The organism is Vibrio sp. SCSIO 43136 (assembly GCF_023716565.1).
Lineage (GTDB): Bacteria > Pseudomonadota > Gammaproteobacteria > Enterobacterales > Vibrionaceae > Vibrio.
Genome location: NZ_CP071849.1, coordinates 769,268 through 794,724 on the forward strand (window position 1 = coordinate 769,268; position 25,457 = coordinate 794,724).

The following is a 25,457-nucleotide window of genomic DNA, read 5'->3' on the forward strand; positions in this document are numbered from 1 at the left end:
AATCTAGAAGGAATTGAGTTATGGGGCTAGCGACAAACGTAGAGCGATGGCACTTACCAGCTGCAGTGGGTATGGCCACAGAAGCTATTAGAGCTAAATACAATGATGGTGCTGGTGGCGGTGGCTTTGGTGCTGCAGATAGAGAGATTGGCTCTAAGCTAGATGCAGGGAAAGTGTTATCGGCGATTGATGACGTAGGTACACTAGGCCAACACCTTTCGGATTGGGTCTACTTTGCTTACGCGTCACCGCTATGGAATAGAACATCGTTGTCTAAAAGGTTCTTGAAGCACCTGAGCCATGATTGGGCGGTAGAGTGCATGGTGGCTGGTATCCCATTGCAGGAGAAAACCTTTCGGCGTATTGAGTCTATCTTAACTTTGATTGCTGGTGGTTTGGCTTTGGAGCAAGCCACCGGTGCGAAAGTGGAGAAAGAGAATGGCGAGCTAACTTACAAGACCATCTATAAGCGCTCAGACTTAATTCGAGCTCTAGTGCTTCATGATGCGGAGGTAACGGGAAACAAAACAGTGCGCTATTGGCACACTCGTACACGTTACTACCAAACCCACTGGGAAGCGATTCAGCATCACATTGACCTTGTTAGAGATATACTGATGAGATATGACTCACTCTCCAGAAAAGAGTTTAAAAAAGCCATTGAAAAACAAAACGGGTCAAATTACTATGCAAATATCCAGTATGGATAAGTATACAGATTTCAAAATAACCGCCTGATTGGGCGGTTTTTTTATGCCTGAGGGAAACTAATGTCCGATCTTTTTAAGTCGTTAATGGAGCGATACTCAGAATGGAAAGGCCGGGTTATCGCTTATGGTGGAGGCTCAGGACTAGTCGCTTTTAGTCACGACGCTGCAGCTGAGGCATCTAAAGCAGTAGATACCAGCCCAGACATTTCAATGGCCAATTATCTCACGATGATTGGCCTTTTCTTTATCGGTGCTCGGTTGGTGTTCGATATCTGCGTATTCATCTATAAGGTTCGCACCGGCACACTCAAGGACAAGGAACAGCAATGAAGAAATTCTATCTAGGCAAGCGAAGCCTGACACGTCTACACAAACTTCACCCAATCATGGCGGCTGTGGTTTCTTTGGCCATCACACTGACGGACGTTGATTTCTCGGTAAGTGAAACCGTTCGAACGTTGGAGAAGCAGAAGAAGCTCTACTACGGTGAACCCAAACGAACTTGGACGATGGATAGTAAGCACCTTATTCAAGAGGATGGCTTTGCTCATGCCGTTGACCTTATTCCGCTAGATAAACATGGCCAAGTAGATTGGTCTCTATGCCCAGCTGTGAAAGATGCCATTTTTGCTGCCTCTAAGATCCTCGGCGTGAAAATCCGCTGGGGTGGAGATTGGAACATGAATGGCTCAAGTAAAGATGAGCATCAACGGGGCTCGTTTGATGGCCCTCACTTCGAATTACTAACCTAAGGCGACCAATAACGGTCGCCTTTTTCATATCTGGAGAAGAACAAATGAATGAAGTACTCAAATCAATGCTAAAGGCACTTGGTTCTAAACTTCTGCTAAGCACTATTGAGTGTGTAGCTGAAGAACTAAAGGAGCGTAACGATAATTCAATGGTGAAAGATGCAGACCGTATCATTGAATTGACTCAGCGTAACACTGCTGAAAGTTAAGCTTTAAGTGTGCTGGTGGCTTTCCACCAGCGCATATCCTTTGCACATTCACTGAGTGTTTAAAGGATATATATGCTTAAGCCAATGCTAGAGCCTGCAATTGGTCCGATGGTTGGAAGCCCATTTGCAGATGAACAAATACGACCGTTCCTGCAGGTATATGACAGCAAGACCAAACTGAAGCGCAAACTCACGTTGACCGGCACCAGCTACCGACTCAAAGTTGGCGTCGACATCATGGGTGCTGCACCTGGTGGGAAGGATTTTGTCTTCTGTGCTTCCGATGATGGGACAACGTCCTATCTCGGACTCGAAAAGACGGGCGCAAACTTTATCGTGATCATCAAAGGTGTAAAGCGCTTAATACCAGTGCCTAAAGTAGATATGTTGCAAGGGTACTTGAATATAGAACTGGCACCGACTGACCCGAACAACTTGAACTTGGTGCTAAACAATCAGTTGCTAGATAACTGGGAGAGTGTCGCCCATGCCTTTGAGTTGCAGTCTCTGTTTGCTACCACAGCAGCCAGTTCTCACGCTGAGTTTGATTACCTGATTGCAGAGAACCAGCAAGGCAAAGCCGAAAACATGCATTACGTGTTTAACATTGGTGAAGGTAGCGTGATACCAAACGTTAACCCACTTGCGGTAGCTGGTGATGACTTGACTATTGCTGGCACCGTTAACCAAAACTATTACTGGGATTTTCATGCATGATAGAACGTAAGCACGAAGCAGAGTTTCAATGGAATGGTGGTCAAATGGAGATTACTGTAACAGGTGCTGGTAGCGCTAAGCTCCAGGCAAAAACACCTGCAGGGGATTGGGTGATAGTTACGACAAGCAAGGGTGATGAAATCCGAGCGGGTCGCATGGCTGGCAGCTTTGATGGTCAGGAACACTACCGCTTCTCAATTACTGGCGCAGCGAAAGTATTCACCAATCGATAATGCCACCACGTATACCTAGACCGTGTCGCCATCCCAACTGCAGTGCGCTCACCATCTGCCGTTCAGGTTATTGTGATAAGCACAAACATACCGGATGGGAAACACATCAAGCAGGCCGCAGCCGTCATGAACGTGGTTATGGCTCAGGATGGGATAGACTCAAGCGGATCATTCTCAAACGAGATAAGCATTTGTGTCAGCTGTGCCTTCAGAAAGGTCGCGCAGTAATTGCTACTGATGTTGACCATATCCTCCCTAAGTCCCAAGGCGGAACAGACGATGAAACCAACCTCCAAGCCCTCTGTAAGCGGTGTCACCGAAGTAAAACAGCAACAGAACGAAGAAAAACTTCACCATAAAACTCAAAGTCCATTGGTTTTAGAGGTGAAACTAGCTGTTTGGGTGAAGGTTTACATCAAAACCTTAGCCTTCTTCTGTTGGCTTTTTGATACCGAGCCAGATCTTCTCAAGCTTGACAGGATCGTTAGGAAAGGAATCATCACTAGGACGGTAAAGGTCAATTCGAATCAGCTTTCATAGTGAGTTTGACGAGGCGATAGCCATGCAAATGAACCAAGGGGGGCGGGTTAAATCTCTGTGGGCTTTGACATCAGGACCGACCCCCCAGGGACATTTTTATATGCAATAAATAAGAAAAATTTTTTGACGATCGAGATCACACTATGAGAGCGACTGGCGGAGGCCGCAAAAACAAGAACGCTTTGGCCGTTCCTGTCACTGGAGCGCTAACCAAGATTGATGAACCTGATGGGTTACGTGATGACAACGCTATTTTGTTTTGGGAGACCTACAGTCAAATCCTCATTGAACGCTCTCAACTCACTTTGGACAGAGCACCATTGTTGATGATCTATTGCAACAGCCTGTCGCTGTATCTCCAAGCTGAAAAAGAGTTGGGAGAGGACGGGCTGACGGTTTTCAGTGAAATGGGCGGCCCGAAGAAAAACCCCAAAGCTGCCGTTCGCCAAGATGCAATTAGCTCAGTAACTCGACTTGGTAGCCTGTTTGGCTTCGACCCGCTAAGTGCTGTGAGAGTGCTAGGTGGCAGCGGCAGCAAGAAAAAAGGTGAGAACGCATTTAACGAGTTTTAAGTATGGCGAAATATCCGAACGTAAACGCAGCGGCCAAATATGCTCGCGACATCGTTAACGGGCGGATACCGGCTTGCGAATACGTTCGTATGTCTTGTCAACGTCATCTTGATGACTTGGCCAAGTCGAAAGACAAAGCGTATCCGTACCGATTCAACAAAGAAAAAGCCGAAAAGGTCTGCCGCTTCATCCAGCTGCTGGTGCACACCAAAGGTGAGTGGGCAAAAAAGCCATTAGCAGATCGGCGCATCAAGCTAGAGCCGTGGCAGATTTTTATCCATGCTTGTATCTACGGTTGGGAACGGAAGAAAGATAAGACTCGCCGTTTCCGTATTGCATACATCGAGGTACCACGCAAAAACGGTAAATCCATCATTGCAGCAGGTAATGGTATCTGGGGTTTCGGCCCAGACCGTGAGTATGGTGCCGAGGTCTATTGTGGTGCAACTACCGAAAAGCAAGCCTGGGAAGTATTCAAGCCAGCCAAGCTGATGGTTAAAGCTCTACCAGATTTGCGCGAGCGATTTGGTATTGAGGTGATGGCCAAGAAGATGATGCTCGATGACGGCAGTGTTTTTGAGCCGATCATTGGTGACCCAGGTGATGGTTCTTCACCGCATATCGCAATAGTCGATGAGTACCACGAGCATGATGGCCCCGAACTCTTTGACACTATGATCACTGGTATGGGTGCGCGTGCTCAGCCGCTGGCTTTGGTGATCACTACTTCGGGCTCCAACATCATGGGCCCGTGTAAAGATTTGCACGATGACGTGGTTAAGATGCTTAACGGTAGCATCACCGATGATGAGTTGTTTGGAATCATCTACACCATCGACAAAACAGACGACTGGCGTGACCCAGCTGCGCTCATCAAAGCCAATCCCAATATTGGTGTATCGGTGAAATACGATTATCTGGTTGCCCAACAGCAACGAGCAATCCGCAACCCTCGGTATACCAATATTTTCAAAACCAAACACCTTGATGTTTGGGTGAATGCATCAAGTGCATTCTTCAACCTAGAACACTGGAAAGCGTGTGAAGACCGAGATTTACGGATTGAGGACTTTGCAGGGATTCCCGCATGGTTCTCTCTCGACTTGGCTAGCAAATTGGATGTGTGTTCGTTCATTCAGTTGTTTGCTCGTTGGGAAGATGACGGCCAGCTACATTACTACTGTTTTAGCCGTCATTACCTACCTGAAGAGACGATCTTCGACAAAGAGCAAAAGAACGACAAGCTCTACCAGCAATGGGTTGAGACTGAATGGCCCAACTCAGGCGGTGGCGCTCTGAAGCAAACCGACGGTGCCGAGATTGATTTTGGTGAGATTGGTGATGAAGTTCTGGAGTTAGCAGAAGAACATACCGTTCGTGAGGTACCACATGATCCATGGAACTGTGCCCAGCTAGCTCAAGACCTTATTGAAGAGGGATTGTTAGCAATCAAGATCCCACAAAACGTTGCTCACCTGTCTCCTGGTATGAAGGAACTAGAGGCCGCAATGAAAGCGGGGCGTTTCCATCACGATGGTAATCCTGTGCTTACCTGGATGATCTCCAACGTAGTTAGCAAAGCAGACGCCAACGAAAACCACTTTCCACGTAAAGACAAAAAAGAACAGAAGATTGATGGCGCAGTAGCGCTAATCATGGCCGTGTATCGAGCCATGACCAACGAAGGCGAGGAGGCTTCACCCTATGACGACCCAGACTACGACCCAGAAGAAGCATGTTTGGATTAATTACATGTTCCTGCTTGGGTTCGCCGCATTTGAAGTGGGTATTTGGCGAAGCTTAGGCGAAGACAAAGCGCTGATCATTGGCGGGACCATTTTTATGGTGTTGCCATTGATTGCCGTTGTTATTCAGTTATGGCCAAGAAAGGTACCTAAATGATCACCTCGTTATTTGACCTAGAAAGTCGAAGTGAGCCACAGAGTCAAACATCGATAGAGGTCGGTAGTGATGTCTTTGAGTTTGGCAGCTTGAGTGAAGCTGGTGTGGTCGTTACTCCCGCCACAGCATTGCAGTTAGCTGCAGTGTTTTCTTCGGTTCAAATACTCGCAAGCTCGATGGCTCAGTTACCGCTACATGTTCTGCGCAAGAAAGACAACAAGGTAAGCAAAGCAACGGATCATGCAGCTTACTATCTGCTTCATGACTCTCCCAATGAATGGCAGACCAGCTTTGAGTTCCGAGAGCAGAATATGCTTAACATTCTATCGTCTGGTAACGGTGTTTCTAAAATCAATCGTAATTTTCGAGGTGAGTTAACCTCGATTGAGTACATTGAGCGTGAGAATTTCGCTAAGCCGCAGCGTGTGACCAATACTCGGCGTTACATGTATCCAGTATGGGATGATATCGATAAGCGACAAACGTGGGTAAGGCCTGACGAGATCATTCACATCAAGTCATTTGGTGGTGTCGATAAGCGTTGGGGTATGAGCCCCATAACCGTTCATGCAGAATCTCTTGGGCTTGGGCTGGCGGCGCAGAAGTATGGTAACCAGTTCTTCGGCTCTGGCGGTAGGCCCAATGGCATACTGGTGAGCAAATCTGGAGGGTCAGGAACCAACGGCGAGACCCAAAGAGCAAACCTTAAAAAAGCATGGAACAGTGCTGGTATAGGTAAGGGTGGAGGTAGGACAGCGCTATTACATGGCGACATCGACTACAAACCTATCACCGTTACTCCTGAAGAAGCACAGTTCCTAGCCACAAGAAAGTTCAATCGAAGTGAAATCGCCGGTATCTATAACGTACCTCCTCACATGATTGGTGATCTGGAAAGGGCAACCTTTAGCAATATCAGTGAGCAGGCCATTCAGTTTGTGACTCACTCGATCATGCCGTGGGTCACTCGCCACGAACAAGAATACAACCGCAAGATATTCACGCCAGATGAAAGGCGGGCAGGCTTCTACGTTAAGTTCAACTTAGGTGGACTACTTCGTGGCACACCTAAAGATCGGGCTCTCTTCTATCAGCGAGCCATTCACGATGGTTGGATGGATCGAAATGAAGTCCGGGAGATGGAAGACCTGAACCCAAGGGATGGCTTAGACGAGCTTCTTATCAGCGCTAACTGCAAACTCCCTTCACAACTCAAACAAGAGGGCAAGAAACGATGAAAGATGGTAGCGAAAGACGGTACTTCATGGGGGAGGTAAGAGCCGCCCCAGCAGATGGTGACAAAGCCGCTACTATTGGCGGGCTTGGCATCGTGTACAACAAACGCTCCGAAGACCTTGGGGGATTTGTTGAAATCATTCGCCCGGGTGCTGCAGCTGGATTGTTAGATGGGGATGTGCGTTGTTTCTTCAACCATAACCCAAATTACATACTTGGCCGCACGGCAGCTGGCACGCTCGAGCTTAGAGAAACAGATGAAGGCGTAGAGTATGTGGCTACTCCTCCTGATACGCAGACGGTTCGAGATCTAGTGTTGGAGCCAATCTCTCGTGGTGATGTGACTGGTTCAAGCTTCATCTTCCGAGTAAGTAGCGAGCCAGGCGCAGAGAAGTGGTATGAAGATAACGGGGTGTTAGTCCGTGAGATCTTCAAACTTGCATCCCTTAAAGAAATCGGCCCTGTATCGATGCCAGCCTATACCGACTCAACTACAGCAAAGCGTTCACTAGAGGAGCACCAATCTAGTGAAGCAAGAACTATTGCCAAAGCTGAACATGAAGCTCGCCAGCGAGACATGCAGATTCGTGGCATCTAATTAAACCATCTACTTAATTAACACAAACCGCCTCTAATGGGCGGTTTTTTATTGGGACAAAGAAAATGACACTTGCACAACTACTGCAAAAACGTAACAACATGGCTTCTGAAATGCGTGCATTGGCAGAAGAACGTGGCGAAAACAAATGGACTGACGAGCAGAAGACTGACTGGGATGCTCGTAACCAAGCTCTTGAAGATATTGATGCTCAGATTAAAGTTGAGACAGATCTTCAAGCTGCAGATGAGCGCAGTCTTAACCTACAAAACAACGAAGAACGTCAGCTAGACGATGAGCAAGGTGATGACGAAGCTCGTCAAATCCAGCTTATTACGGAGTATGTGGCGCATGGCTACAACGGAATGAGCCAAGAGTCACGCCAACTGCTAAAAGAACTGCGTGCAAATACAACCACTCCAGATGCGAAAGGTGGTTATACGGTACCGAAATTATTCCGAAACCGTGTTGTAGAAACCATGAAGCAGTTTGGTGGTCTGTCCAACATTGCAACTATCATGAATACTGAGAGTGGCAACCCGATTTCTTGGCCACAAACCAATGGCACCGCAGAGCTTGGTGAGATGGTAGGTGAGACCGATAAGGCAACAGACCAAGACATTACCTTTGGGAACGTTCAGCTCGGAGCAAAGAAAGCTTCTTCAAAAATCATCAAGATCTCAAACGAGCTTTTGACGGATACAGGAATTGACATTCTTGGTCTGATTGCTCGCCGATGTGGTCAGCGAATTGGGCGTTTGGAAGCGCAACAGCTGATCAACGGAGACGGAACTGGTAACAACATTAAGGGCTTGTACAAACAAGCTCAAGTTGGTTATTCAGCAGTTAAAGATAGCAAGTTAATCTGGGATTCATTCTTGGAGCTTAAGCATGGTGTAGACCCTGCTTATCGTAACGGTGCGCAGTGGCTATTCAATGACTCAACCCTCAAGGGGCTTAAGCTGATGAAAGACACCCTTGGTCGTCCAATTTGGTTGCCTGATGTAGCTGGTAAAACACCGGGTACAATCGATGGCGATTCCTATCAAATCGATCCTGCTATGGATGATTGGGGTAACGGCAAAAAACCAGTTTCATACGGTGATCACACTGCAGTTCAGATTCGTCGTGTTAATGGGATGGGGTTGCGTCGTTTAGATGAGCTTTACGCTGAGTCAGATATGGTAGCGTTCTTGATGTTCTACCGCTTCGACATGGTGCTAGAAGACTTGGCAGCAGTAAAACTGCTTGAAATCAAGGCCGCTTAACCATGCTGCTCACCCTAGATGAAATAAAACGTCAGCTCCAACTTGAAGAGCAAGACACCCTAGAGGATGAGCAACTCACTGTTTTCGGCATCGCCGCTGAACACGCCCTGCAGAACCGCACCAACCGTCAATTCTTCCTAACGGCTAATGACGTTCCACCTGGATGTGTTTGGTGGCTAGCTCTTGATGAAAACACCGATGTGAAACTGGCCATGTTGCTACTTGTTGGTCACTTCTACGCTAACCGTGAAGCAACCACTGATGAAGCTCTACGAAAAATCCCACTTGGCGTAGATATGCTCATTGGCCATCACGTTGTGCTCTATCCCGAATATCCACCTGACACTAAATAGGAGGTGATATGCGCAAAGCAGGTAAACGCAATCAGCGTATTGTCCTGTACCAAACCACTCAAACCAAAAGCCCTAACGGTGCACTTAGCGACTCAATCAAAGAGATAGCCAGTGTTTGGGCTGAGAAGTTATCTGCAAATTCTCAGGGTACAAACCTATCAGTAAAAGTTGCAGTTGATACCAATTTCAACCGAGAGCAACCCACTCAAACCATTCAATGGCGCATTCGTTATCGTGAAGATCTTTCTAGTGGAGATTGGATTCAATGGCGAGGTAAGTGGCTTCGAGTGGTTGCTGTGGATGATACAGACATCAAACGTGCCGAATTGCTGTTTGATGCTTGTTTGACGACGGATAAGCCGCCGCCGGAGGTAACGTGATTACAGGAGTAGAAGTCACAGGGTTAAAAGAGCTTGAAGCTAAATTGGTTCTAATTGGTGACAAGGCTGGAGTTACTGCCTTAAGACGAGCTGGACGCGAAGCAATGAAGCCTGTTCTTGAGGAGATGAAAGCTAACGCTGGATACGATGAAACCAATACATCTGAGCCTCACCTACGTGATGACATAAAAATATCCACCCGAAAGCAAGATAAAAAAGCACGAAAGATTAATGCAATCACTATTCGTGTTGGCCCTTCTAAGAGCCAAAGCCACAAAGCGCTCTGGCAAGAGTATGGGACCAGTAAGCAACCACCAAAGCCGTTTATGAGGCCTGCCATTTACGGTCATAAGGATGAAGCTATACAGGTATTTAAAAAGCGACTTTCTGAAGAAATAGAGAAAGCTATCAAGGGGATGAAGAAGTGACTATCGAAGAGGCATTGGTTTTTTGGATCGAAAACAAATTCGCCATTGACGCTTTCTGGTTATCACGACCTAAGAACGTAGATAAGTCAGTTGTATTCCAGTGTTTATCCCCCGGGAGTGTTAAAGCCAATCTGGTTAAAACTGGAATAAAAGACGATGTCTATTCGTTCATGGTTTACCACTCCAGCGCAGACGAAGGCAAAGCAATTGCTGATGGAATAGCTTCATTTCTTGATGGCTTTTATGGCGAATTAAATGCGGATACGCCACAGGCATACCGTATTCAATTTGCATCTCTAACTGGAGGAAATGATCGCAAGATCTCCGAAGAGCCAGAACCACATGCCTACCAATTTACCCGTGATTTTAATTTGAAGCATTAAAGGAGAGATCATGACTGACATACCAGAACCAAGTACCTATTGCATGTTGCCTGGCGGTACGAAGTTTTTATTTGGGGCTGTAGATGCAGAAGCTGCAGCTATGAAACAACTAAAAGATGCGATAGCCATAGGTGCAACAGGCAAACAAACTAACTTCACTGGATGCACCAGACTGTTAGACAAACAGGAAAAATCAATGGCTGGTTTGGCACCTTCTCCAGATAAGCAATTTGGTTTTCATGACGATGTTGATGATAAGGATATGCAGGAGTTTCTTGATGCTGCTGAAGCTGGAGAAACTAAAAAGGTACGCATTGAATATCCAAACAAGCGTTATGCAGAAATGATCATCGTGCTAGGTGGTTGGGAGCATACTGAACCAGACAGCAACACCCCAATGGGCATTGTTGTTTACGGAAAGCAAAATGACATCAAACGCGGAAAAATCCCCCCGCCAGTTTAAACATAGGAGTAAATAGAAATGAGTATATTTGAAGCCATTTTTAGCCCGCCACAGCCTGAACCGGAAAAGCTCAATATACTTCGAGGTGAGTACCCAGTTCGTCGGCTATCGGCTAAAGAACTGCGCCATCACCAGAAGCAAATTGACACGGCAACAAAGAAAAGTGACCACCTAAAACTAGAAGAGCTGTCGGCACAGCTAGTATTGGATTCACTCGTTGGCGATGACGGTAAGCCTCTTTCATCAAATTCTGGAGCAACAGTAGACAAGCTTGTAAGCGCATATTCACCTAGCGAGATCTCCGATGCAGTGGATAAAGTCATTGAGCTAAATTACGTTGGCCAAACAGGAGAGCAAGACGCAAAAAAAGACTGACCGAAGACCCCGCACTTCGCTTCTGTTTCTCACTAGGTGAAGTGCTCGGGGTTTTAGACCCTCGCAAAATCTACAGCCAAAGCGACTCTGAACTAATCGCACTCTGGCGAGCTTACTTCGAACTTAAATCATCCCCTTCTTCAAAAACACCTAATCGACGCAGGCTTCTCAAACCTAAAACTGTTGATGAGGCAGTTAACATACTTGATAGGATCTTGGACTAATGGCAGATATTGCAAAACTCTCTGTGGCTCTGTATGCCAACTCCGCTCAGTTTGTTAGTGAGCTGGAGCGCTCCCAGAAGAGAGCGAAAACATGGTCTGACAAAGTATCAGCTGCTTTCAAAAGTGTTAAAACTAAAGTTGCGGCATCTATGGCTGCAGCTGCAGCGGCGATGACTTTGGTTTATAAGAAACAAGCTGACCTAATTGATCAAACCGCTAAGTTTGCAGATCGCCTTGGTATTACGACGGAGGCGTTAACCCAGTTTCGCCATGCAGCAGAACTAACGGGTGTTGGAGCGAACAAGCTAGATACAGCTTTGCAACGGATGACGAGGCGAATAGCTGAAGCAGCAGAAGGGAGTGGGACTGCTTCTAATGCAATTAAAGAGCTTGGTCTCGATGCGCAGCGTTTGGGAACGATGACTCCAGATCAGCAGCTTCATGAACTCGCTGATGCTTTTTCTGATGTAGAGCAGCAATCGGATCGTGTTCGTTTGGCCTTCAAACTCTTCGACTCTGAAGGTGTTGGCATGGTGAACATGCTTGCGGGAGGGTCTCAAGCACTCAGTGAAATGTCGGATGAGGCTGATAGGCTTGGCCTGACGTTATCTCGAATTGAAGCCGCTAAGATCGAGATGGCCAATGACTCCCTGTACAAGTTCAATTCCACCATTAAAGGGGTTTACCAGAACTTTGCTACTCAAATGGCACCGATTGTTTCTGATTTGGGTGATCGTCTGACTAATTACAGTATTCGATTTGCTGGGTTCAATGAAGGTATTGGCAATTTTATTGGCATGATGGTGAAGGGTTTTGGTTATCTAGGCAATGCCATACGTATTGTAGAGGTGGCGTTTAAAACCTTAGAAATAGCGGTTCGTTCATTTACTGTTCCGTTTATGCATGCGATTCAGTCTATAGCGACAGGGCTGCATGAAGTCGCTTCATTTATGGTTCGAGGTGTTATTGAGCCTTTTAGAAAGCTCGCTGAGATTGGTGGCAAATATGATGACACGTTGAAAAGCGTTGCTGATACCTTAGGAAGAATGGGCAATTTTGCTCCGCCTAAGATTTTCAGTGATAAAGACTTGGATGGTGCGCAGGATAAGCTTCGAGCATCTATCTATGAGCTTTCAGCATTAGCTAAAGAACCACTTCCAAGCAGTGGTGTTGATGAGTGGTACAAAAATGTGAAGTCTAAATTTGACCAACTTGCTACTGATTATGCGGCTGCTATCAATAGCAATACAGGAGGGGGTGATTCTGGACTTCAAAACAAAACTGTTTCTAGCTTCACAGAAGCCACAGATAAAATTGCTACTGAGTACCAACGTAGATTAGCCATAATCGCAGCTGGTGATCAGTCCGCATATGCGCAAGAATCTTTTGCCCATCAAGACAGGATGGCTCGTCTATCTGTTCAATTTCAAGAGGCTTATGAAGCGGCTTCAAACAACCAACAGCTCCAAAATGAACTTGAAGCGAGCTATTTCGATTCAAGAGAAAATTTATGGAAACTGCATCAAGCAAATATTACTAAGATAGAAAGCGACGAAGCTACAAAGCGAAAGGCTTTTCAACAGCAAGTCGCTATGGACGCTCTATCTTTTACCCAGCAGCAAATGCAGTTAACGATGGGGGTAATGGAGAATGCAGGCAAGAAGAGTAATGATCTTTATAAAGCTCTTTTCGTTGCACAAAAACTTGCTGCAATTCCATCAATGACAGTGGCTACCGAAGAAGCCTACACCAAAACTCTAGCTGCATTCCCTACAGCGCCTTGGCTAGCCAATAGCGTTAGGCTAATGGGTTACTCTTCGGTTGGTATTGTCTCCGGTCAGGCTATCTCAGGCATGGCCCACGATGGCATAGACACCATCCCAACCGAAGGAACTTGGCTCTTAGACAAAGGCGAGCGAGTCCTCAACCAAACCAGCACCCGAAAAATGGATGCAATCTACGATCTAATTTCTAGCGGCGCTGGTGGTGCAGCTGCCCAACCTATCGAACAGAATTTCTATATTTCCCCTGGGAACGGTGATGAAGCGTTAAAAACGTTAGTCAGCGATGCAGCGGCAGCTGGCTATAACCGAGTTCGTGAGGATATCGATAGAAACCGTGGCATTGGTGCCCTAATCAAACAAAGAAGATAACCATGGAAAAGTGGCCAGAATCATTACAGCCAAGCTCTTTAGATTGGCATCTTCAATTCAATACAAAGTCTTTTAAAAGCCCCTTCAACAACTCAGAACGCACTCATGGTTTCCCTGGTGCTCATTGGCAGGGAACGCTTACGTTTCGCAACCTTGTTGAAGAGCAAGCGGATAACTTGAAGTCTTTCCTTTGGTCTTTGCAGGGGGCGAATGGTCGATTCTTGCTTTGGGATATGTCACGACCGGGCAGGCCGGAATTCGGAGAGCCAGTGGTGGCACAAGCAAATCAGAAAGGTGGTTTGTTGCAAACTGCGGGCTGGGTACCAAACCAATTGGTTTTAGCTCGAGGGCATTACTTTAGCGTTAACAATGAGCTTAAGTGTGCGATGGAGGATATCTGGTCAAGCGAAGCGGGTGTGGCCATCCTCAAGTTTGAGCCTTGGCTAAGAAAGTCTCCAGCTTTAGGTGACAAGGTAACAACAGATTACCCGTGCGGTATGTTCAAGCTTAAGGATGACAACCAAGGTAAGTTGGCCATGCGCCCAGGTATCTTCTCAAATACCAAGATAGAAGTGGTGGAGGCGTTTTATGTTTAGTGATTCTTTCCTTGAAGCAATATCAAAAGATGGCTCTCTGCCCGGCTATGCGTTAGAGCTCGATCTTCCTGATGGGTTTAGCCGATCTCATACTGGCATTGGTGAGATAGTCATTGATGGGTTTACTTACTTGGGCGTTGGTGAGCTTGGTAAAGTCGGAACGATCACCGAAGTGGGTGACTCAAACCCCGGACGTGTTTCAGTTGAAATAAGCCAGGTTGAATCTGTGGGGGTACAACTCCAACAGGGCATGCTTATTCGTGGTCGAGCAGCAACGCTATATGTACTGGTATTTCATCCTGATGGGCGTTTACTTTACGCAGAACCTAATCTAGTTGGGATGATTGCTGATTCAGCTATAGTTGTTGGGGATAATAATACAGTTCAATTAACTCTAGCTGATGACTTCGAGCAGTTCGACCGACCTGTGGGTTATAACTGGAGCGATAACTCTCACCAAGCACTGCAGAAGGATGACCGCATCTGCAGGAACGTCGCACAAATGCCCGGCCGTGAAATCGGCTGGGGTAGCAAATTCAACGCACCTCCTTTTAAAGATCAGTAAATCCCTATGAGAAAAGACAATTGGCAACACTTGCTGGCAGATGTGCTGGCGAGTGCACAGTTACGCCCATTTGCTTGGGGTGAGAACGACTGCTGCTTATTTGCTAGTGATTGCGCTATGGCGATTACTGGCATTGATCCGGCTGCAAACTACCGAGATCGATACACCACGGAAATAGGCGCAAAGCGTGTATTGCACAAAGAGCATGGCAGTATTGAGGCAGCCTTTGATGCTTGCTTTGATCGAGTAGAGCCGAATTTTGCCAAGCGTGGAGACCTTGTTTTGTTTGAAGGTGCTTTAGGTAAAACAGTTGGTGTGATTTGGGCTTCTCAGATTTGGACTGTTGGGGAGTCTGGTGTGGGTGCTGTAAGAGATAGGGTTCCCTATGTAGCTTGGAGTGTCGAGTAATGTCGAAAGATATAATTGCAGTTGGTGCAGGTATTGCCGCTGGAGTTGTCGCAGTAACAGTTGGCGGAGTTGGCATTCTTGGTGCTATGTGGGTTGGCGGAATGACTGGGTTAGCCGCATCTGCTGCAATGACGGAACACCCTAGACCCTCTCAGGCGGAACGCCGTCAAACCGTTCGATCAGGTAATGCTAGTAAGCAGGTGTTAGTCGGGGAAGGTGAGGTTGGTGCCGTTTGGCTTCACTGTGAAGAGCAATCAAGTAATGAAAAAAACAAAGACGGCACAATCAAAGAATGGCTTCACAATGCCTATGGCCTTGCTGGCCATCCTATCTATGAAGTCACCAAGACTTTTTTCAATGAGCGAGAGTTAGCCAAATTTGGCACCAAAGCTCGAGTAGCGCACCATATCGACCCAACAGTAACGGACTCTTATTTGTTGGCCAACTCAAAGAGTTGGAAAGCAGACATGATCGGCAAGGGCACTACCTGGTCTGCAGTCTCGATGCTGTTTGATTCGGATCTTTACCCCAGCGGCATTCCCACCCCGAGGTTCCGATTTAAGGGAGCCAAAGACATCTACGACCCAAGAACAGGGCAGCGAGGTTACACTAACAACGCTGCCCTTGTTATTTTATGGGTGTTAGAAAAGGATTGGGGTATCACCCATGACCGTGTTATCTGGACAGGTTGGGGCGGTATTACTGAAGCAGCTAACCTTTGTGATGAGTTAGTTACGAACGCAGATGGCACCAAAGAGAAGCGCTACACCATCAATGGGTCTTACTTATTAAGTGAGAAGCGTGGAGAAGTGCTTAACGATTTACTGCAAACCTGCGGCGGCCAGCTGGTGCGCATAGGTGGTAAGGTTGGTATCTTGCCAGCGGCTTATTATGGCCCTGCTACTTTCACCATTTCTGAATCAGACATCATCGGTGATGTTCAAATCAAGCCAGAACCTGAGCGTTCTAATGCTATCAATACAGTGGGTGGCAGCTTTATCGATCCAAAGCAGAACTATGTAGAAACCGACTTCCCAGAAGTGAAAAATGATGCAGCTATCGTGCGTGATGGTGACGTTATCCGAACTGACTTGAAGCTTCGTTTCTCTATTAGCCCGTACCTTTCCCAGCGTTTGGCCAACATCCAACTAAAACGAGCTTTAGCCGGTGCAACGGTGCAGCTCACCATGAACCTAAAAGGGTTTTATTGTCGCCTTGGCCGTGTGGTTAAACTTGATATCCCAAGTCGTGGTTTAGTTGGTGAATATCGTGTGGTCGATGTAGGTCGCCATATTCAAGAAGGCGTGCAGATCACCTTAGTTCAAGAAGACCGAAATATATACGATGATGCAGTTGGCCAAGAGTTTGTTCCGCCACCTATCATCGATATCCCACTTGGTGGAGTTGCCGCACCAACTGGTCTCCAGTTCCTAGCGGAATCTCTAGGCGATGTTGTCCAGGGAACGCTAGCCTGGCAAACCCAAAGCCCGAAATTCTTGAACAATGAAATCAAGATTGAAAAGTACATCGATGGCGGTGGTTTGGAGTTGGTGAAAGTCGGCGATAGTACCGGCAACAGCTTTTCGTTAAATGGCTTGCCTGTGGCCAACTACAAAGCGAGCGTGAGAACGGTGGCACTGACTGGGAGGAAAAGCCTTTATACTGCGATGAATTTTGTGGTGGATAACCCAAGAGTGCCCGACCGTGTTGGGCTTACTACCTCTAACTGGTCTATTCATCTTGTTCCATCTTATGACACTGCGGTTCCTACTGGGACGCTTTTTGATTTCTTTTACCTTGCTGACCCAAAAAGCTACATCAAAGATCAACCAACTTATGATGCAAGCCATATCAATCTTGCTACGCAAATCCACACGGGTTCTGATTTCAATCATAGTGGTTTGATACCCGATAGATGGCAGCATTACTGGGTGCGTGGCGTAAACATCTATGGCAAGTCGACGTTTTTGTATGTGCGCACCGGCACGACCAAAATTCAGGATCTTGTTACGACCGTTGTTGAGCGGCTAGAAGCAATTGAAATTGTCTCGAGTAACTATGAAGAAGGGAAGTTTGGCTACAAGTTATTTGGGCCTGATCCAAATCATCCACAAAATGACGGTAAAGCTGAGTTTAACGACATAGTTGCTCGAGGAGATATGTACGCGAAGACTTTGACGCTTCTGGATGGAGCAACGGTCGACCCTGCGATCGATAACTCTAAAGTGAAGGTTACTAAGACCTACCGCCAAGACACCGCACCAACCGAAAACCTCAATATTGGTGATTTATGGTTTAAGACAAACGAGGGCAACAAACCATATCGTTGGGATGGTACCCAATGGGCGTTAACCACGATTACTGAATTTGATGGGAACATCAATGTTGAGGACAACAAGGGGATCAGAAAAGGGATGAAACTAACCAATGAAGCAGTCACTGTTTATGACAGCTTAGGAAATGTACGAGTGAAGATGGGCAAACTTACCCCATAAGGTGTTTTTAAATGAGTTATGGATTTGAGTTTGAAACCGGCACGGGGAAGGTGTTTCGTCTCGATGACATCCAGCCCCGTGTCTACATTGAAGAACGTTTGTATAAGTCAGGTGGTACTTGGACCATTAAGTACCCTCAATACGCAGGTCTGGCAAAAATACACGCAGAGCTTATTGGCTTTTATATAGCTGGTGGCTCACCTAATCGGTTTAGTTATTCCTACGCCCAGAGTGCTTTAGGCGAAGTAACTTTGACCGTATCGACTACATCTACTTCCTCTCAAACTGAGTTTGGTTTCAGGTTTTATGCGGAGTTTATCAGTGACTTCTAAATATGGAATAGCAACGAGTAAGGGTCTCGGTAACTTCATCGACTCTGATAGTAAGAATGAGATTGTGCTTGCTATTGGAAAGATGGATTACTCTATGGCGCCAGTCTATCAAAGTAACTTCAAAAACTGTTATTCGGGTTACCTGTATCACGCTCCAGTCGTCATGAAATTAGAGAAGTTGGTACCAGGTACCCGACTGAAGAACTCGTGGCGAGCAGCATCACCTTTTATCGATGCCTACCTGGTTGTCGGAGATTCTAAAGGGCACCCAGTTGGGTGGTACGGTGATACTACAACGTCCCAAATCCGACCCGATGGTTGGCCCGCATCTCAATGGACGGAAGATGAGACGAGCTTAACAATTAAATATTTGATGGTGGGGTCATCTAGTGAGAACTCGTGGAATAGTTCAGCCCACATGAGCGGCACGGTGTACGCAATGTTGATTGGGAGGCTTCCCGAGCAGCAAGTTCAACCAGAATACGGTTTACAGCTTTACGGAAGCGATGGCCAAACCGTGAACTTTAATAGTCACTACATGCCATCTAATCCAAGATATATGCTTCCTCTTCCTTCCTACAACATCAATGACTATCGTCAATTGCAGGGATTCGAAACAGGGTTAACCGCTGGAGCAAAGATGGTTTCTGGGGAACAGATTGCTAGAAGCGGGGTTATCCGCAGCTCGAGCTCATTTATGAACGGTAACCACTATATGGCATTTAGCGAAGATGGCACCCGATATGGCGCACGACCCATAGGTTGGCCAAGCCTAATGTCGAGACGGTTCAACACGCCTTTCGATATCCACCCAGACAAGACAACGCCAATCGTTCGGGTTTGGTCTGTCGATGATTATTTCTAGCCTCGCTCTTGCGGGGCTTTTTCTATTTAAGAGCAGGGATTTATTATGTCTAAAATCCAAGTTACTGGCCCGTTGGAAGATCCTACTAACAGTGCTTCACCAAACACCCAGTTAAGAATAACAACCACCCAAGGATACGGCCCGACACTAACTGGCGCTTTCTCTATCCAGAAAACTGACACAAACGGCAACTATGACTTTCCACTAAACTGGGCTGTTCACTTGCTAGAGGCTCGTTATGGTGCGGCTTGGATTGTGTTGGGCAAAGTGGTCGTCAACAAAGATACGCCATCCCCAATCACTATTTCACAGCTACTTAAATACACCACGCCGTTAACTCCGCCAGAGATTGAGCTGATCAAGCGTTTAACCGAAGAGGCACGCTTACATAAAGTGGCCGCTGGCCAAAGCGCTGCGGAGGCATCAGATTATAAGGATAAAGCGAAGGCGTCAGAACAGCTTGCATTTAAGTATCGGAATGAGGCTGAAGGCTTTAAGAATGAAGCGAAGAAGATCACCGGCTTAGATAAGGTTGAAGAGGCTGTAGATAAGGCGCTGGATGATCGTCATTTGTATATGATGACGGAAGCGCAGGGTAATGCGATCTCGAAAGCCATTGAGGAACAATACGCAGCATCCGGCCAAGTGCACATGGGTAAGCATGGCGCTGAGTCCTCCAACCAGCACGTTATTAACGAGGGTATGTGGACTCGACCAAATGATCCTTTAGCGGCGAATAAACTATTCCTGGGTAAATGGGGTCTAGGCTCAGCAGGAGAGTCGAAAACAGATTACCCAGTGTTGTATATGGCAGGGTTCGAAAGGAAGTTTGTCTTTAACCAAAGCACTGCGTTCAATACCTCTGTTGCTGAGTTTCCAGAAGCAGAGCAAGGCACTCGCTCGTTTAATAAAGATACCGGCGTATCGATAGATTACTTCAAAGAAGTCGATCCGAAGTACGGGGACAAGGCGCAAACTGTCAATGAGGCTGTTTGTAGAAATTTCGAGGGACCAGCGCTTAAGAACGGTGACTACCGACTTGGAACGCTTCACTGGACGCTTCAAGGTACGCCAACTTTCACGGTTGCTAATGGTGTGGCCACAGTTGCAACGACAACACTGGGCGACGGCATCATTCCGAGCACTAAGCTCGATGTCGGCAAATCAAATACCATCGAGATTGTGGTTAACGAAATCTCTGCTGGTGGAGGTGTTAACTTCAAGTACCAACTGGCGTCAGGAACACGCTCGATAGCACTGACGAAAGGCTACAACAAAATCACTGTAGCTGATGTTGGCCAGACGGGTGATTGCTCCATTGTAAGCGGTGCAGCAACGACAACATTCAAGCTGGATAGTGTTTCTATTCGTCCAACAGCTAGTGAGGTGGTAGTTGACCGTCACGATTTGCTAGGTGTGGAAGGTTTCCATGAAGTTGATAACCTGGAGTGTTTCGCTGACGGCAACATTCACGATACGGCACTAACTTTTGGTGATACCGGCATCCCTACAGTTGAGTCTAGCCGCCCTGTTTCATACTTTGCGATGTATGACGGGCATCGGGCGGCGAAAGGGCGCTGTGTCAAGATAGCGGACTTGACGCTTGAGCAGCGGGTTAAGGTGTTTAGGTACCAGGGTGCACTAACTTATTTGAATGAAGCTGGGAGTATTACGCACGTAAGAAAGCGCATTTGTACTTACGCTGGTATTGGGAACTTTGATTGGGAATGCGTAGAGAGTACAGATTCAAAAACACAAATACTTAGACACTCAAACTATGGCAGAGTTTGGGCGCAGGGTTCGAGTGATGAAAAGCCAAGTCTTGGCGGTTATAGTTCATTAAACTATCTGTCCAATGAAAATGCAGCGGTTACGGAAAAGCAAACTGGTTTATTTACTGTGAATAATGGCTCGACTATCGCTTACAAAGGCAAATGTCACTTTCTTGTATTGACCACCGTAAAACGTCGGAACCAAGGGGCATATCACGAACGGTTTAACAAGAATGGCTGTGCTGGTTTTGCATCGGTAAGTAGCCCTACACATCAGGTTCATTGGTATATAAAAAGCGGTGGTTCAGCAGTAGGGAAAGAACCTACCAGCGCGAAAGATTGCTTTATCGGCTATAACTCTGGCGGAAGCAAAACGGAACGAGTTGGTTCTGGCAGTGTCGCAGTCGGTTGGTCAGCATATGCAGACGGCAGGTTTTACGATGCAATTTACGCTGACGGCGACGTAGTAGATTATCGTTTATCAGCTAGTGATATCAGTCCGTATATCGGTGAAATTCGAGAGCGCATTAAGTCTGCGAAATATCGTGGTAAAGAGCAAGTAGTTTGTAGCTTCCCAAGTGCAATAACGAATAAAACTGCAACTTCTTACTTATCATTCGGCGAAACTAGACCGCACTTCTTGAGTGATATTGGAACAGGCAAAAATGTTTCGTGGAAAGTTCACATTGTACGTGGTAGCGCTTTACATAAGACATTACCAGTTTATCAAGCGGGGTACTCAAGCGGCGTTGGTTGGAACGTTAGAACTGGCTTAGGAGTGCCAGAAGAACACGGAGCACTATCAACCGATTTAATCATTCTTGAACGAACTATTGACAGCTCAGTTAGTGGCGCATTCAGCGCTAAAATGGTGATTGGCAACCCTGCTAACTTGCTGAAAATTGATGAGCTAAAATTTGGCTGGGAAGGCACTTGGTGTCGTGTTATCCCAGATGCAGCGACACGAACTCCATTTAGTAGAAAGTCATTAGTAAACATTTCAAAGAATGTTTACACAGACGATAACGGTGCAACTTGGAAAACTCAAGACTGGGCTATAAATACTAACACTAATGATGGTGGTTCGGTTTCTGCTAATCGAGTGATTATTGCTAACTACACAGCATACGCAAAACAAACAGAGCCTATGATGAACGCAGTTGTTTACAACGGTTCGAAAGGACTAGGTAATGTTTGGTCGAGTGCTGATTTATTCCCGACTCAAGGCTGTTTATTAATTGAATCTCTTATTGGGAAAGTAGCTAAAGATAGTCAAGATGGAAATCAACGAAAAGAGTTTTGTTTGCTTGAAACCGGTATGGATACAACTAATAGAAAGCTGTATAACGCCCACGCACCTAAGCATTCTCAGATTTCGTTAAAAGCCCCTCTTAACAATAGTCCAGCAGTAAAAGCGATGCTTTATGATAACGTGACTAATCAACAGTTTATTCCGATGTTTGCGTTTAATGAGTTGGTTTGGGGAAGTGTTACAGCAGTAGAAGCAGACGGCACTAAAGGTGAGACGTATGAGAAGGGAAAAACATACAATGTTATGAATGGATCGGTATTAGTTGCGCATGTGGTTTGTGTGAACGGAACTACTACAGGCTTTAATGCAAATATGGTGCGCCAAGGCGACAACTGGTATCACAAAGACTCTGGGACATTAAACTTTGTTTCTGTTAGAGGTGGGTCTGGTAACTGGGGTGACGACTCGACTATACGTATCATAGATAATGTTTCTACGTTCACTAACTTGAACGGCGATACTTGTCTATACGGTACGCATAAACTCGCTATCCCTTGCGGGTGGGTTAAGCAAGTTGCGAAAGCTGGCTCAAGTTCCACAAGTGATCTTGCTGTGCCGGATGTAGTTCAAAGCTACTACCAGCCAGTTATCTACAACTCATAATTAACTAGTGAGGTTGAGCCCAAATGGTCTAACGCTGCTTTGTATGGGGTATAGCATAGCGGCAAGGTGGTAAGTATGAAGCAGAAGGGCGTTAGCTTATCAGATAGCAATGGTGTACTATTTACACTACTTTGATTAGGTAATAGAGGCGTGACATGACACATGAAGATTACAAGGCAGCTCGTGCAGAGCTTGGATATAACGTTCAAGGATGGATTGAGAAGCTAGGAATATCAATGGACACGCACAAAAGCTATAACAGTGGTCGAAAAGAAGTGATGCAGCCAGTAGTGAATCACATCAATACACTACTTTCGCTAAATAAAATCCAAAAAAGTGTACTAGAAACACTAAAATAGCTTGCGTTAGTGTACGTGAGACACTATAATAGTATCCAGAAGTTGAGGCAATGGTGCTGAAACAGAAACCTAAGGAAATCGGATGCTTGATAAAGTGGACAAACTCTTAGGTATCATACTCAAGTTAGTTCAAATTGGAGTCCTGTTAAAATTCCCTGAACTACTTGAGATGATACTAAAGAGCCTTTAAAGACACGGGGGAGGAAACTCCCCCACATCAAGCACTGTAGCATAAAGTTATGAAAAAAGAGACTAAAGACTGGCTGAAAGCAGCCGCAATAGCAGTAATTGGCGTAGGTGCCTGTTACGTAGGTCTAACTTACTACTGGGGCTTCTAGCCTTATGTGCAAACGTGTCTAAGCGTCAGCTTGGCGCTTAGGCCAATTAACTTATAGGGAAAATTTAAATGTACCCACCTGTTGGAGAGTGTGGCCGCTTTAAGCTACAAATGTATCGTGGTAAGAAAGCGAAAAGCGAGAGGTTGTCAAACCAGTTTGCTAGTGACCCTGGGGATTACGGTTGTGGAGAGTACTGGGCAGACAATTATGAATTTGCCAAAGGCTACGGTGATGTACAGCAAAAGCTAATTGAATTGGACTGTGTTTACCATATTCCTGCGGAGGAATTGACACAGCTAATAGAACAGTTTCGAACTTGCAAAGTGCAAGATGGCCACGAACAGAGGCTAATCAATTCTCAAAGATTGACAAATCATTTTAAACAACAAGGGTACCAAGCAGTTCTTACTACTGGATATGAGGATTTTACAACGAAAGGGTTGTGTATATTTGCTTAAAACTCGGCAAAAGTTCGGAGAATGGGCAACACATAGCTGGGTACCTTTCTATGTCCCAAATCCGTCCCATGGATTTTTCTATCTTACATAGGCTATTGAATTTAAATGAGTAAATATCACTTGTACGCAAAATGTTCGAGACTTGGTACAAGATGGCATCACTGATCCAATCGGGTCTGGATCTGTCCCCAATCATCACCCATAACTTCAAGGTTGATGACTTCCAAAAAGGCTTCGACACTATGCGTAGCGGGCTTTCTGGTAAAGTGATACTTGATTGGGAGTGATGCTGGTGGCTGAAATGGGCAAGTAATATAAATCTCTGATGCACTGTATGTAATAACAGTCAACTAGTAGATTTAGGCATAAATGCAGATTCAATTTGCCCCAATTTTGCCCCAAAGCCAAAAATAAAATGCCCCAAGATTCTTGGGGTATTTCTTCGATTAAAGCATTGAAAAATAGACAAACTTCTAGAAGTGGTATTTCATTATCTGCTTATGTTCTTTGGGGTACTTCGCACGCCTGTACTTAACTCGAGCTTGATACTTTTTAGCTTGCTCAACATTATTTTTGTATGCAACAGCTCGTTCATAGCAGCAGGCTTTTCCATTGTTGTAACGGTAGTATCCAACCACCTCCTGAGTTAAAAGAGCTTCAAGTCTATGCCAATGATCACTCGCTTTCAGTCTGGCAACTAGTCCGGAATCAATCCAGTTTAGTATGTTGGCCATGTTGTCTATCATAATCTTCAGACTATGGATAGTGTGTCTAGGTTTTTGGGGAATAAATCCGGCAGTACCTGTTGGGCTAATCTCTCTAAATTTTAGGAGTGAGTCATGATGACCTAGACGGTTTCGTAATAGGCGAACCTTATCTAGCAAATCTCTCAATTGGTTGATAAACGAGATGTCGTGAGATGGTGCGTGAGGGAACATGTTTTGCAAGACACTTTGTCGAATTTGGTTGAATGAACGGTGTCTCAGCTGGTTGATTGCATTTGGCCAAAAGGCAAATGTAAGTTTGGCAACTACAGCATCAGGTGATACAGCCTTACCCGCCTGATTTAGTTGATAAATAGCATCTTGCAGTTTACCTAGTGAACCAGTATATGATACGGAGCCATTTTGGTTGTTTCTTCGTCTGCCATTGAGCTGGTGTGGGATGTGCATTGGAGCGTTTTGTGCTGATATGACACTGATACCCATCCAATCAAAGCTATCGCTATTGTTTGGGCAATAGTGAGCAGAAAGAGCAAAATGAACTGTATTTCTCAACACAATTTCAAAATCGTTCATTACTGCCAAGAATGATGACGATAGAACTTGATGCCAGCGGTAAATCCCTTGAAAGTCATCTTTTCCTGTTGTTTGGAAAAAATTCTCGAAGGTTACTTTGCGTGGAGTGGAAAGGTAGTCATGCATTGGGCATTTCGTTATAGTTAGATTTATTAACGTCCAGATAGCAAAAAACCTGCCGTAGCAGGTTCTTCACTTATTTTTTATAGCAGCGCGTCTCATAGAGTTAAAACTGCTATCTCTTCAAAACAGATACTAAGTCATATGAACCTTAGGTTCAAGTTTAATTGTATGGCCAACTTACATTTTGTTTTGTAAGCATCACCTAAACCCTCAATTGATATGGATAACTTTAAGTTTCAAAGGTGTCTTGATCAACTCACTCACTAGTATCAGCCGAAGAGCTAAGCATGTTGAAGTCTCTTTCAAACCACCTCGAAAGGTTCTATACAACACCTAGCTATTGATGCTACTGGCCTCAAGGTATACGGAGAAGGAGAGTGGAAGGTTAAAAAGCACGGTACTGATGGTAAGCGTAGAGTCTGGAGAAAGTGTATTCT

Annotated in this window: 30 protein-coding genes and 2 pseudogenes; 31 read left to right on the forward strand and 1 reads right to left on the reverse strand. The window is 45.8% G+C overall.

Going from position 1 to position 25,457, the window contains the following annotated elements; genetic code table 11:
- Window positions 1–20: 20 nt before the first annotated feature.
- The 30 genes and pseudogenes from J4N39_RS18255 to tdh all read left to right on the forward strand — a co-directional run.
- Window positions 21–710, forward strand: coding sequence for a hypothetical protein (locus J4N39_RS18255; protein WP_252026596.1), 690 nt, complete (start codon window positions 21–23; stop codon window positions 708–710).
- 60 nt (window positions 711–770) lie between these two features.
- Window positions 771–1,040 carry a hypothetical protein gene (locus J4N39_RS18260; RefSeq protein ID WP_252026598.1) on the forward strand — a complete coding sequence of 90 codons (270 nt, stop codon included), beginning with the start codon at window positions 771–773 and terminating at the stop codon, window positions 1,038–1,040.
- A complete protein-coding gene (locus tag J4N39_RS18265; RefSeq protein ID WP_252026599.1) occupies window positions 1,037–1,462 on the forward strand; it encodes a M15 family metallopeptidase in 426 nt (141 codons plus the stop codon). Before J4N39_RS18260 ends, J4N39_RS18265 begins: the two co-directional genes overlap by 4 nt.
- A 44-nt stretch (window positions 1,463–1,506) precedes the next feature.
- Entirely contained in the window at window positions 1,507–1,671 is a 165-nt protein-coding gene (locus J4N39_RS18270) for a hypothetical protein (protein ID WP_252026600.1), read from the forward strand.
- A gap of 72 nt (window positions 1,672–1,743) precedes the next feature.
- Window positions 1,744–2,388: a hypothetical protein gene (locus J4N39_RS18275; RefSeq protein WP_252026601.1), complete on the forward strand. Its 645-nt coding sequence runs from the start codon at window positions 1,744–1,746 to the stop codon at window positions 2,386–2,388.
- Window positions 2,385–2,621, forward strand: coding sequence for a hypothetical protein (locus J4N39_RS18280; RefSeq protein WP_252026602.1), 237 nt, complete (start codon window positions 2,385–2,387; stop codon window positions 2,619–2,621). Before J4N39_RS18275 ends, J4N39_RS18280 begins: the two co-directional genes overlap by 4 nt.
- Window positions 2,621–2,980 (forward strand): HNH endonuclease, encoded by a 360-nt coding sequence (locus J4N39_RS18285; RefSeq protein WP_252026603.1) that lies wholly within the window; start codon window positions 2,621–2,623, stop codon window positions 2,978–2,980. The genes J4N39_RS18280 and J4N39_RS18285 overlap by 1 nt, the downstream gene beginning before the upstream one ends.
- Before the next feature lie 324 nt (window positions 2,981–3,304).
- Window positions 3,305–3,733: a P27 family phage terminase small subunit gene (locus J4N39_RS18290; protein WP_252026604.1), complete on the forward strand. Its 429-nt coding sequence runs from the start codon at window positions 3,305–3,307 to the stop codon at window positions 3,731–3,733.
- Between the two features lie 2 nt (window positions 3,734–3,735).
- Window positions 3,736–5,481, forward strand: a complete 1,746-nt coding sequence (locus J4N39_RS18295; protein WP_252026605.1) for a terminase large subunit — start codon at window positions 3,736–3,738, stop codon at window positions 5,479–5,481.
- Entirely contained in the window at window positions 5,438–5,635 is a 198-nt protein-coding gene (locus J4N39_RS18300) for a hypothetical protein (RefSeq protein WP_252026606.1), read from the forward strand. The genes J4N39_RS18295 and J4N39_RS18300 overlap by 44 nt, the downstream gene beginning before the upstream one ends.
- A complete protein-coding gene (locus J4N39_RS18305; RefSeq protein WP_252026608.1) occupies window positions 5,632–6,873 on the forward strand; it encodes a phage portal protein in 1,242 nt (413 codons plus the stop codon). The genes J4N39_RS18300 and J4N39_RS18305 overlap by 4 nt, the downstream gene beginning before the upstream one ends.
- Window positions 6,870–7,469 (forward strand): HK97 family phage prohead protease, encoded by a 600-nt coding sequence (locus tag J4N39_RS18310; protein ID WP_252026610.1) that lies wholly within the window; start codon window positions 6,870–6,872, stop codon window positions 7,467–7,469. Before J4N39_RS18305 ends, J4N39_RS18310 begins: the two co-directional genes overlap by 4 nt.
- A 65-nt stretch (window positions 7,470–7,534) precedes the next feature.
- Entirely contained in the window at window positions 7,535–8,737 is a 1,203-nt protein-coding gene (locus J4N39_RS18315; protein ID WP_252026612.1) for a phage major capsid protein, read from the forward strand.
- A 2-nt stretch (window positions 8,738–8,739) separates the two neighbouring features.
- The gene (locus tag J4N39_RS18320; protein ID WP_252026614.1) at window positions 8,740–9,090 is read left to right on the forward strand and encodes a head-tail connector protein; all 351 of its coding nucleotides are present in this window, start codon (window positions 8,740–8,742) and stop codon (window positions 9,088–9,090) included.
- Between the two features lie 8 nt (window positions 9,091–9,098).
- Window positions 9,099–9,470, forward strand: coding sequence for a phage head closure protein (locus J4N39_RS18325; RefSeq protein WP_252026616.1), 372 nt, complete (start codon window positions 9,099–9,101; stop codon window positions 9,468–9,470).
- Window positions 9,467–9,898 carry an HK97-gp10 family putative phage morphogenesis protein gene (locus J4N39_RS18330; RefSeq protein WP_252026618.1) on the forward strand — a complete coding sequence of 144 codons (432 nt, stop codon included), beginning with the start codon at window positions 9,467–9,469 and terminating at the stop codon, window positions 9,896–9,898. The genes J4N39_RS18325 and J4N39_RS18330 overlap by 4 nt, the downstream gene beginning before the upstream one ends.
- Complete coding sequence (locus tag J4N39_RS18335; RefSeq protein ID WP_252026620.1) at window positions 9,895–10,281, forward strand: hypothetical protein; 387 nt, start codon at window positions 9,895–9,897, stop codon at window positions 10,279–10,281. The genes J4N39_RS18330 and J4N39_RS18335 overlap by 4 nt, the downstream gene beginning before the upstream one ends.
- A 10-nt stretch (window positions 10,282–10,291) precedes the next feature.
- Window positions 10,292–10,744 carry a hypothetical protein gene (locus J4N39_RS18340; protein WP_252026623.1) on the forward strand — a complete coding sequence of 151 codons (453 nt, stop codon included), beginning with the start codon at window positions 10,292–10,294 and terminating at the stop codon, window positions 10,742–10,744.
- An 18-nt stretch (window positions 10,745–10,762) separates the two neighbouring features.
- Complete coding sequence (locus J4N39_RS18345; protein WP_252026625.1) at window positions 10,763–11,119, forward strand: hypothetical protein; 357 nt, start codon at window positions 10,763–10,765, stop codon at window positions 11,117–11,119.
- Between the two features lie 223 nt (window positions 11,120–11,342).
- Entirely contained in the window at window positions 11,343–13,496 is a 2,154-nt protein-coding gene (locus tag J4N39_RS18350) for a hypothetical protein (RefSeq protein WP_252026627.1), read from the forward strand.
- Between the two features lie 2 nt (window positions 13,497–13,498).
- Window positions 13,499–14,092: a hypothetical protein gene (locus J4N39_RS18355; RefSeq protein WP_252026629.1), complete on the forward strand. Its 594-nt coding sequence runs from the start codon at window positions 13,499–13,501 to the stop codon at window positions 14,090–14,092.
- Window positions 14,085–14,657: a hypothetical protein gene (locus tag J4N39_RS18360; RefSeq protein ID WP_252026631.1), complete on the forward strand. Its 573-nt coding sequence runs from the start codon at window positions 14,085–14,087 to the stop codon at window positions 14,655–14,657. Before J4N39_RS18355 ends, J4N39_RS18360 begins: the two co-directional genes overlap by 8 nt.
- 6 nt (window positions 14,658–14,663) lie before the next feature.
- A complete protein-coding gene (locus tag J4N39_RS18365) occupies window positions 14,664–15,065 on the forward strand; it encodes a DUF6950 family protein (protein ID WP_252026633.1) in 402 nt (133 codons plus the stop codon).
- The gene (locus J4N39_RS18370; RefSeq protein WP_252026635.1) at window positions 15,065–17,560 is read left to right on the forward strand and encodes a phage tail tip protein J-related protein; all 2,496 of its coding nucleotides are present in this window, start codon (window positions 15,065–15,067) and stop codon (window positions 17,558–17,560) included. The genes J4N39_RS18365 and J4N39_RS18370 overlap by 1 nt, the downstream gene beginning before the upstream one ends.
- Before the next feature lie 11 nt (window positions 17,561–17,571).
- Complete coding sequence (locus J4N39_RS18375; RefSeq protein WP_252026637.1) at window positions 17,572–17,892, forward strand: hypothetical protein; 321 nt, start codon at window positions 17,572–17,574, stop codon at window positions 17,890–17,892.
- A complete protein-coding gene (locus tag J4N39_RS18380) occupies window positions 17,882–18,757 on the forward strand; it encodes a hypothetical protein (protein ID WP_252026639.1) in 876 nt (291 codons plus the stop codon). Before J4N39_RS18375 ends, J4N39_RS18380 begins: the two co-directional genes overlap by 11 nt.
- A 45-nt stretch (window positions 18,758–18,802) precedes the next feature.
- Window positions 18,803–22,444, forward strand: coding sequence for a hypothetical protein (locus tag J4N39_RS18385; protein ID WP_252026641.1), 3,642 nt, complete (start codon window positions 18,803–18,805; stop codon window positions 22,442–22,444).
- Window positions 22,445–22,599: 155 nt separating this feature from the next.
- On the forward strand, window positions 22,600–22,803 hold the full coding sequence (locus tag J4N39_RS18390) for a hypothetical protein (RefSeq protein WP_252026643.1): 204 nt from the start codon (window positions 22,600–22,602) through the stop codon (window positions 22,801–22,803).
- Window positions 22,804–23,209: 406 nt separating this feature from the next.
- Window positions 23,210–23,599: a hypothetical protein gene (locus J4N39_RS18395; RefSeq protein ID WP_252026645.1), complete on the forward strand. Its 390-nt coding sequence runs from the start codon at window positions 23,210–23,212 to the stop codon at window positions 23,597–23,599.
- 125 nt (window positions 23,600–23,724) lie between these two features.
- Window positions 23,725–23,886: pseudogene (gene tdh / locus J4N39_RS18400) on the forward strand (L-threonine 3-dehydrogenase); the annotation flags it as partial.
- 186 nt (window positions 23,887–24,072) lie between these two features.
- On the opposite strand, the gene J4N39_RS18405 reads toward tdh, so the two are convergent.
- The gene (locus J4N39_RS18405) at window positions 24,073–25,023 is read right to left on the reverse strand and encodes an Abi family protein (protein ID WP_252026647.1); all 951 of its coding nucleotides are present in this window, start codon (window positions 25,021–25,023) and stop codon (window positions 24,073–24,075) included.
- A gap of 259 nt (window positions 25,024–25,282) precedes the next feature.
- Between J4N39_RS18405 and J4N39_RS18410 the strand changes: the two are divergent.
- Window positions 25,283–25,449: pseudogene (locus J4N39_RS18410) on the forward strand (transposase); the annotation flags it as partial.
- Between the last annotated feature and the right edge of the window lie 8 nt (window positions 25,450–25,457).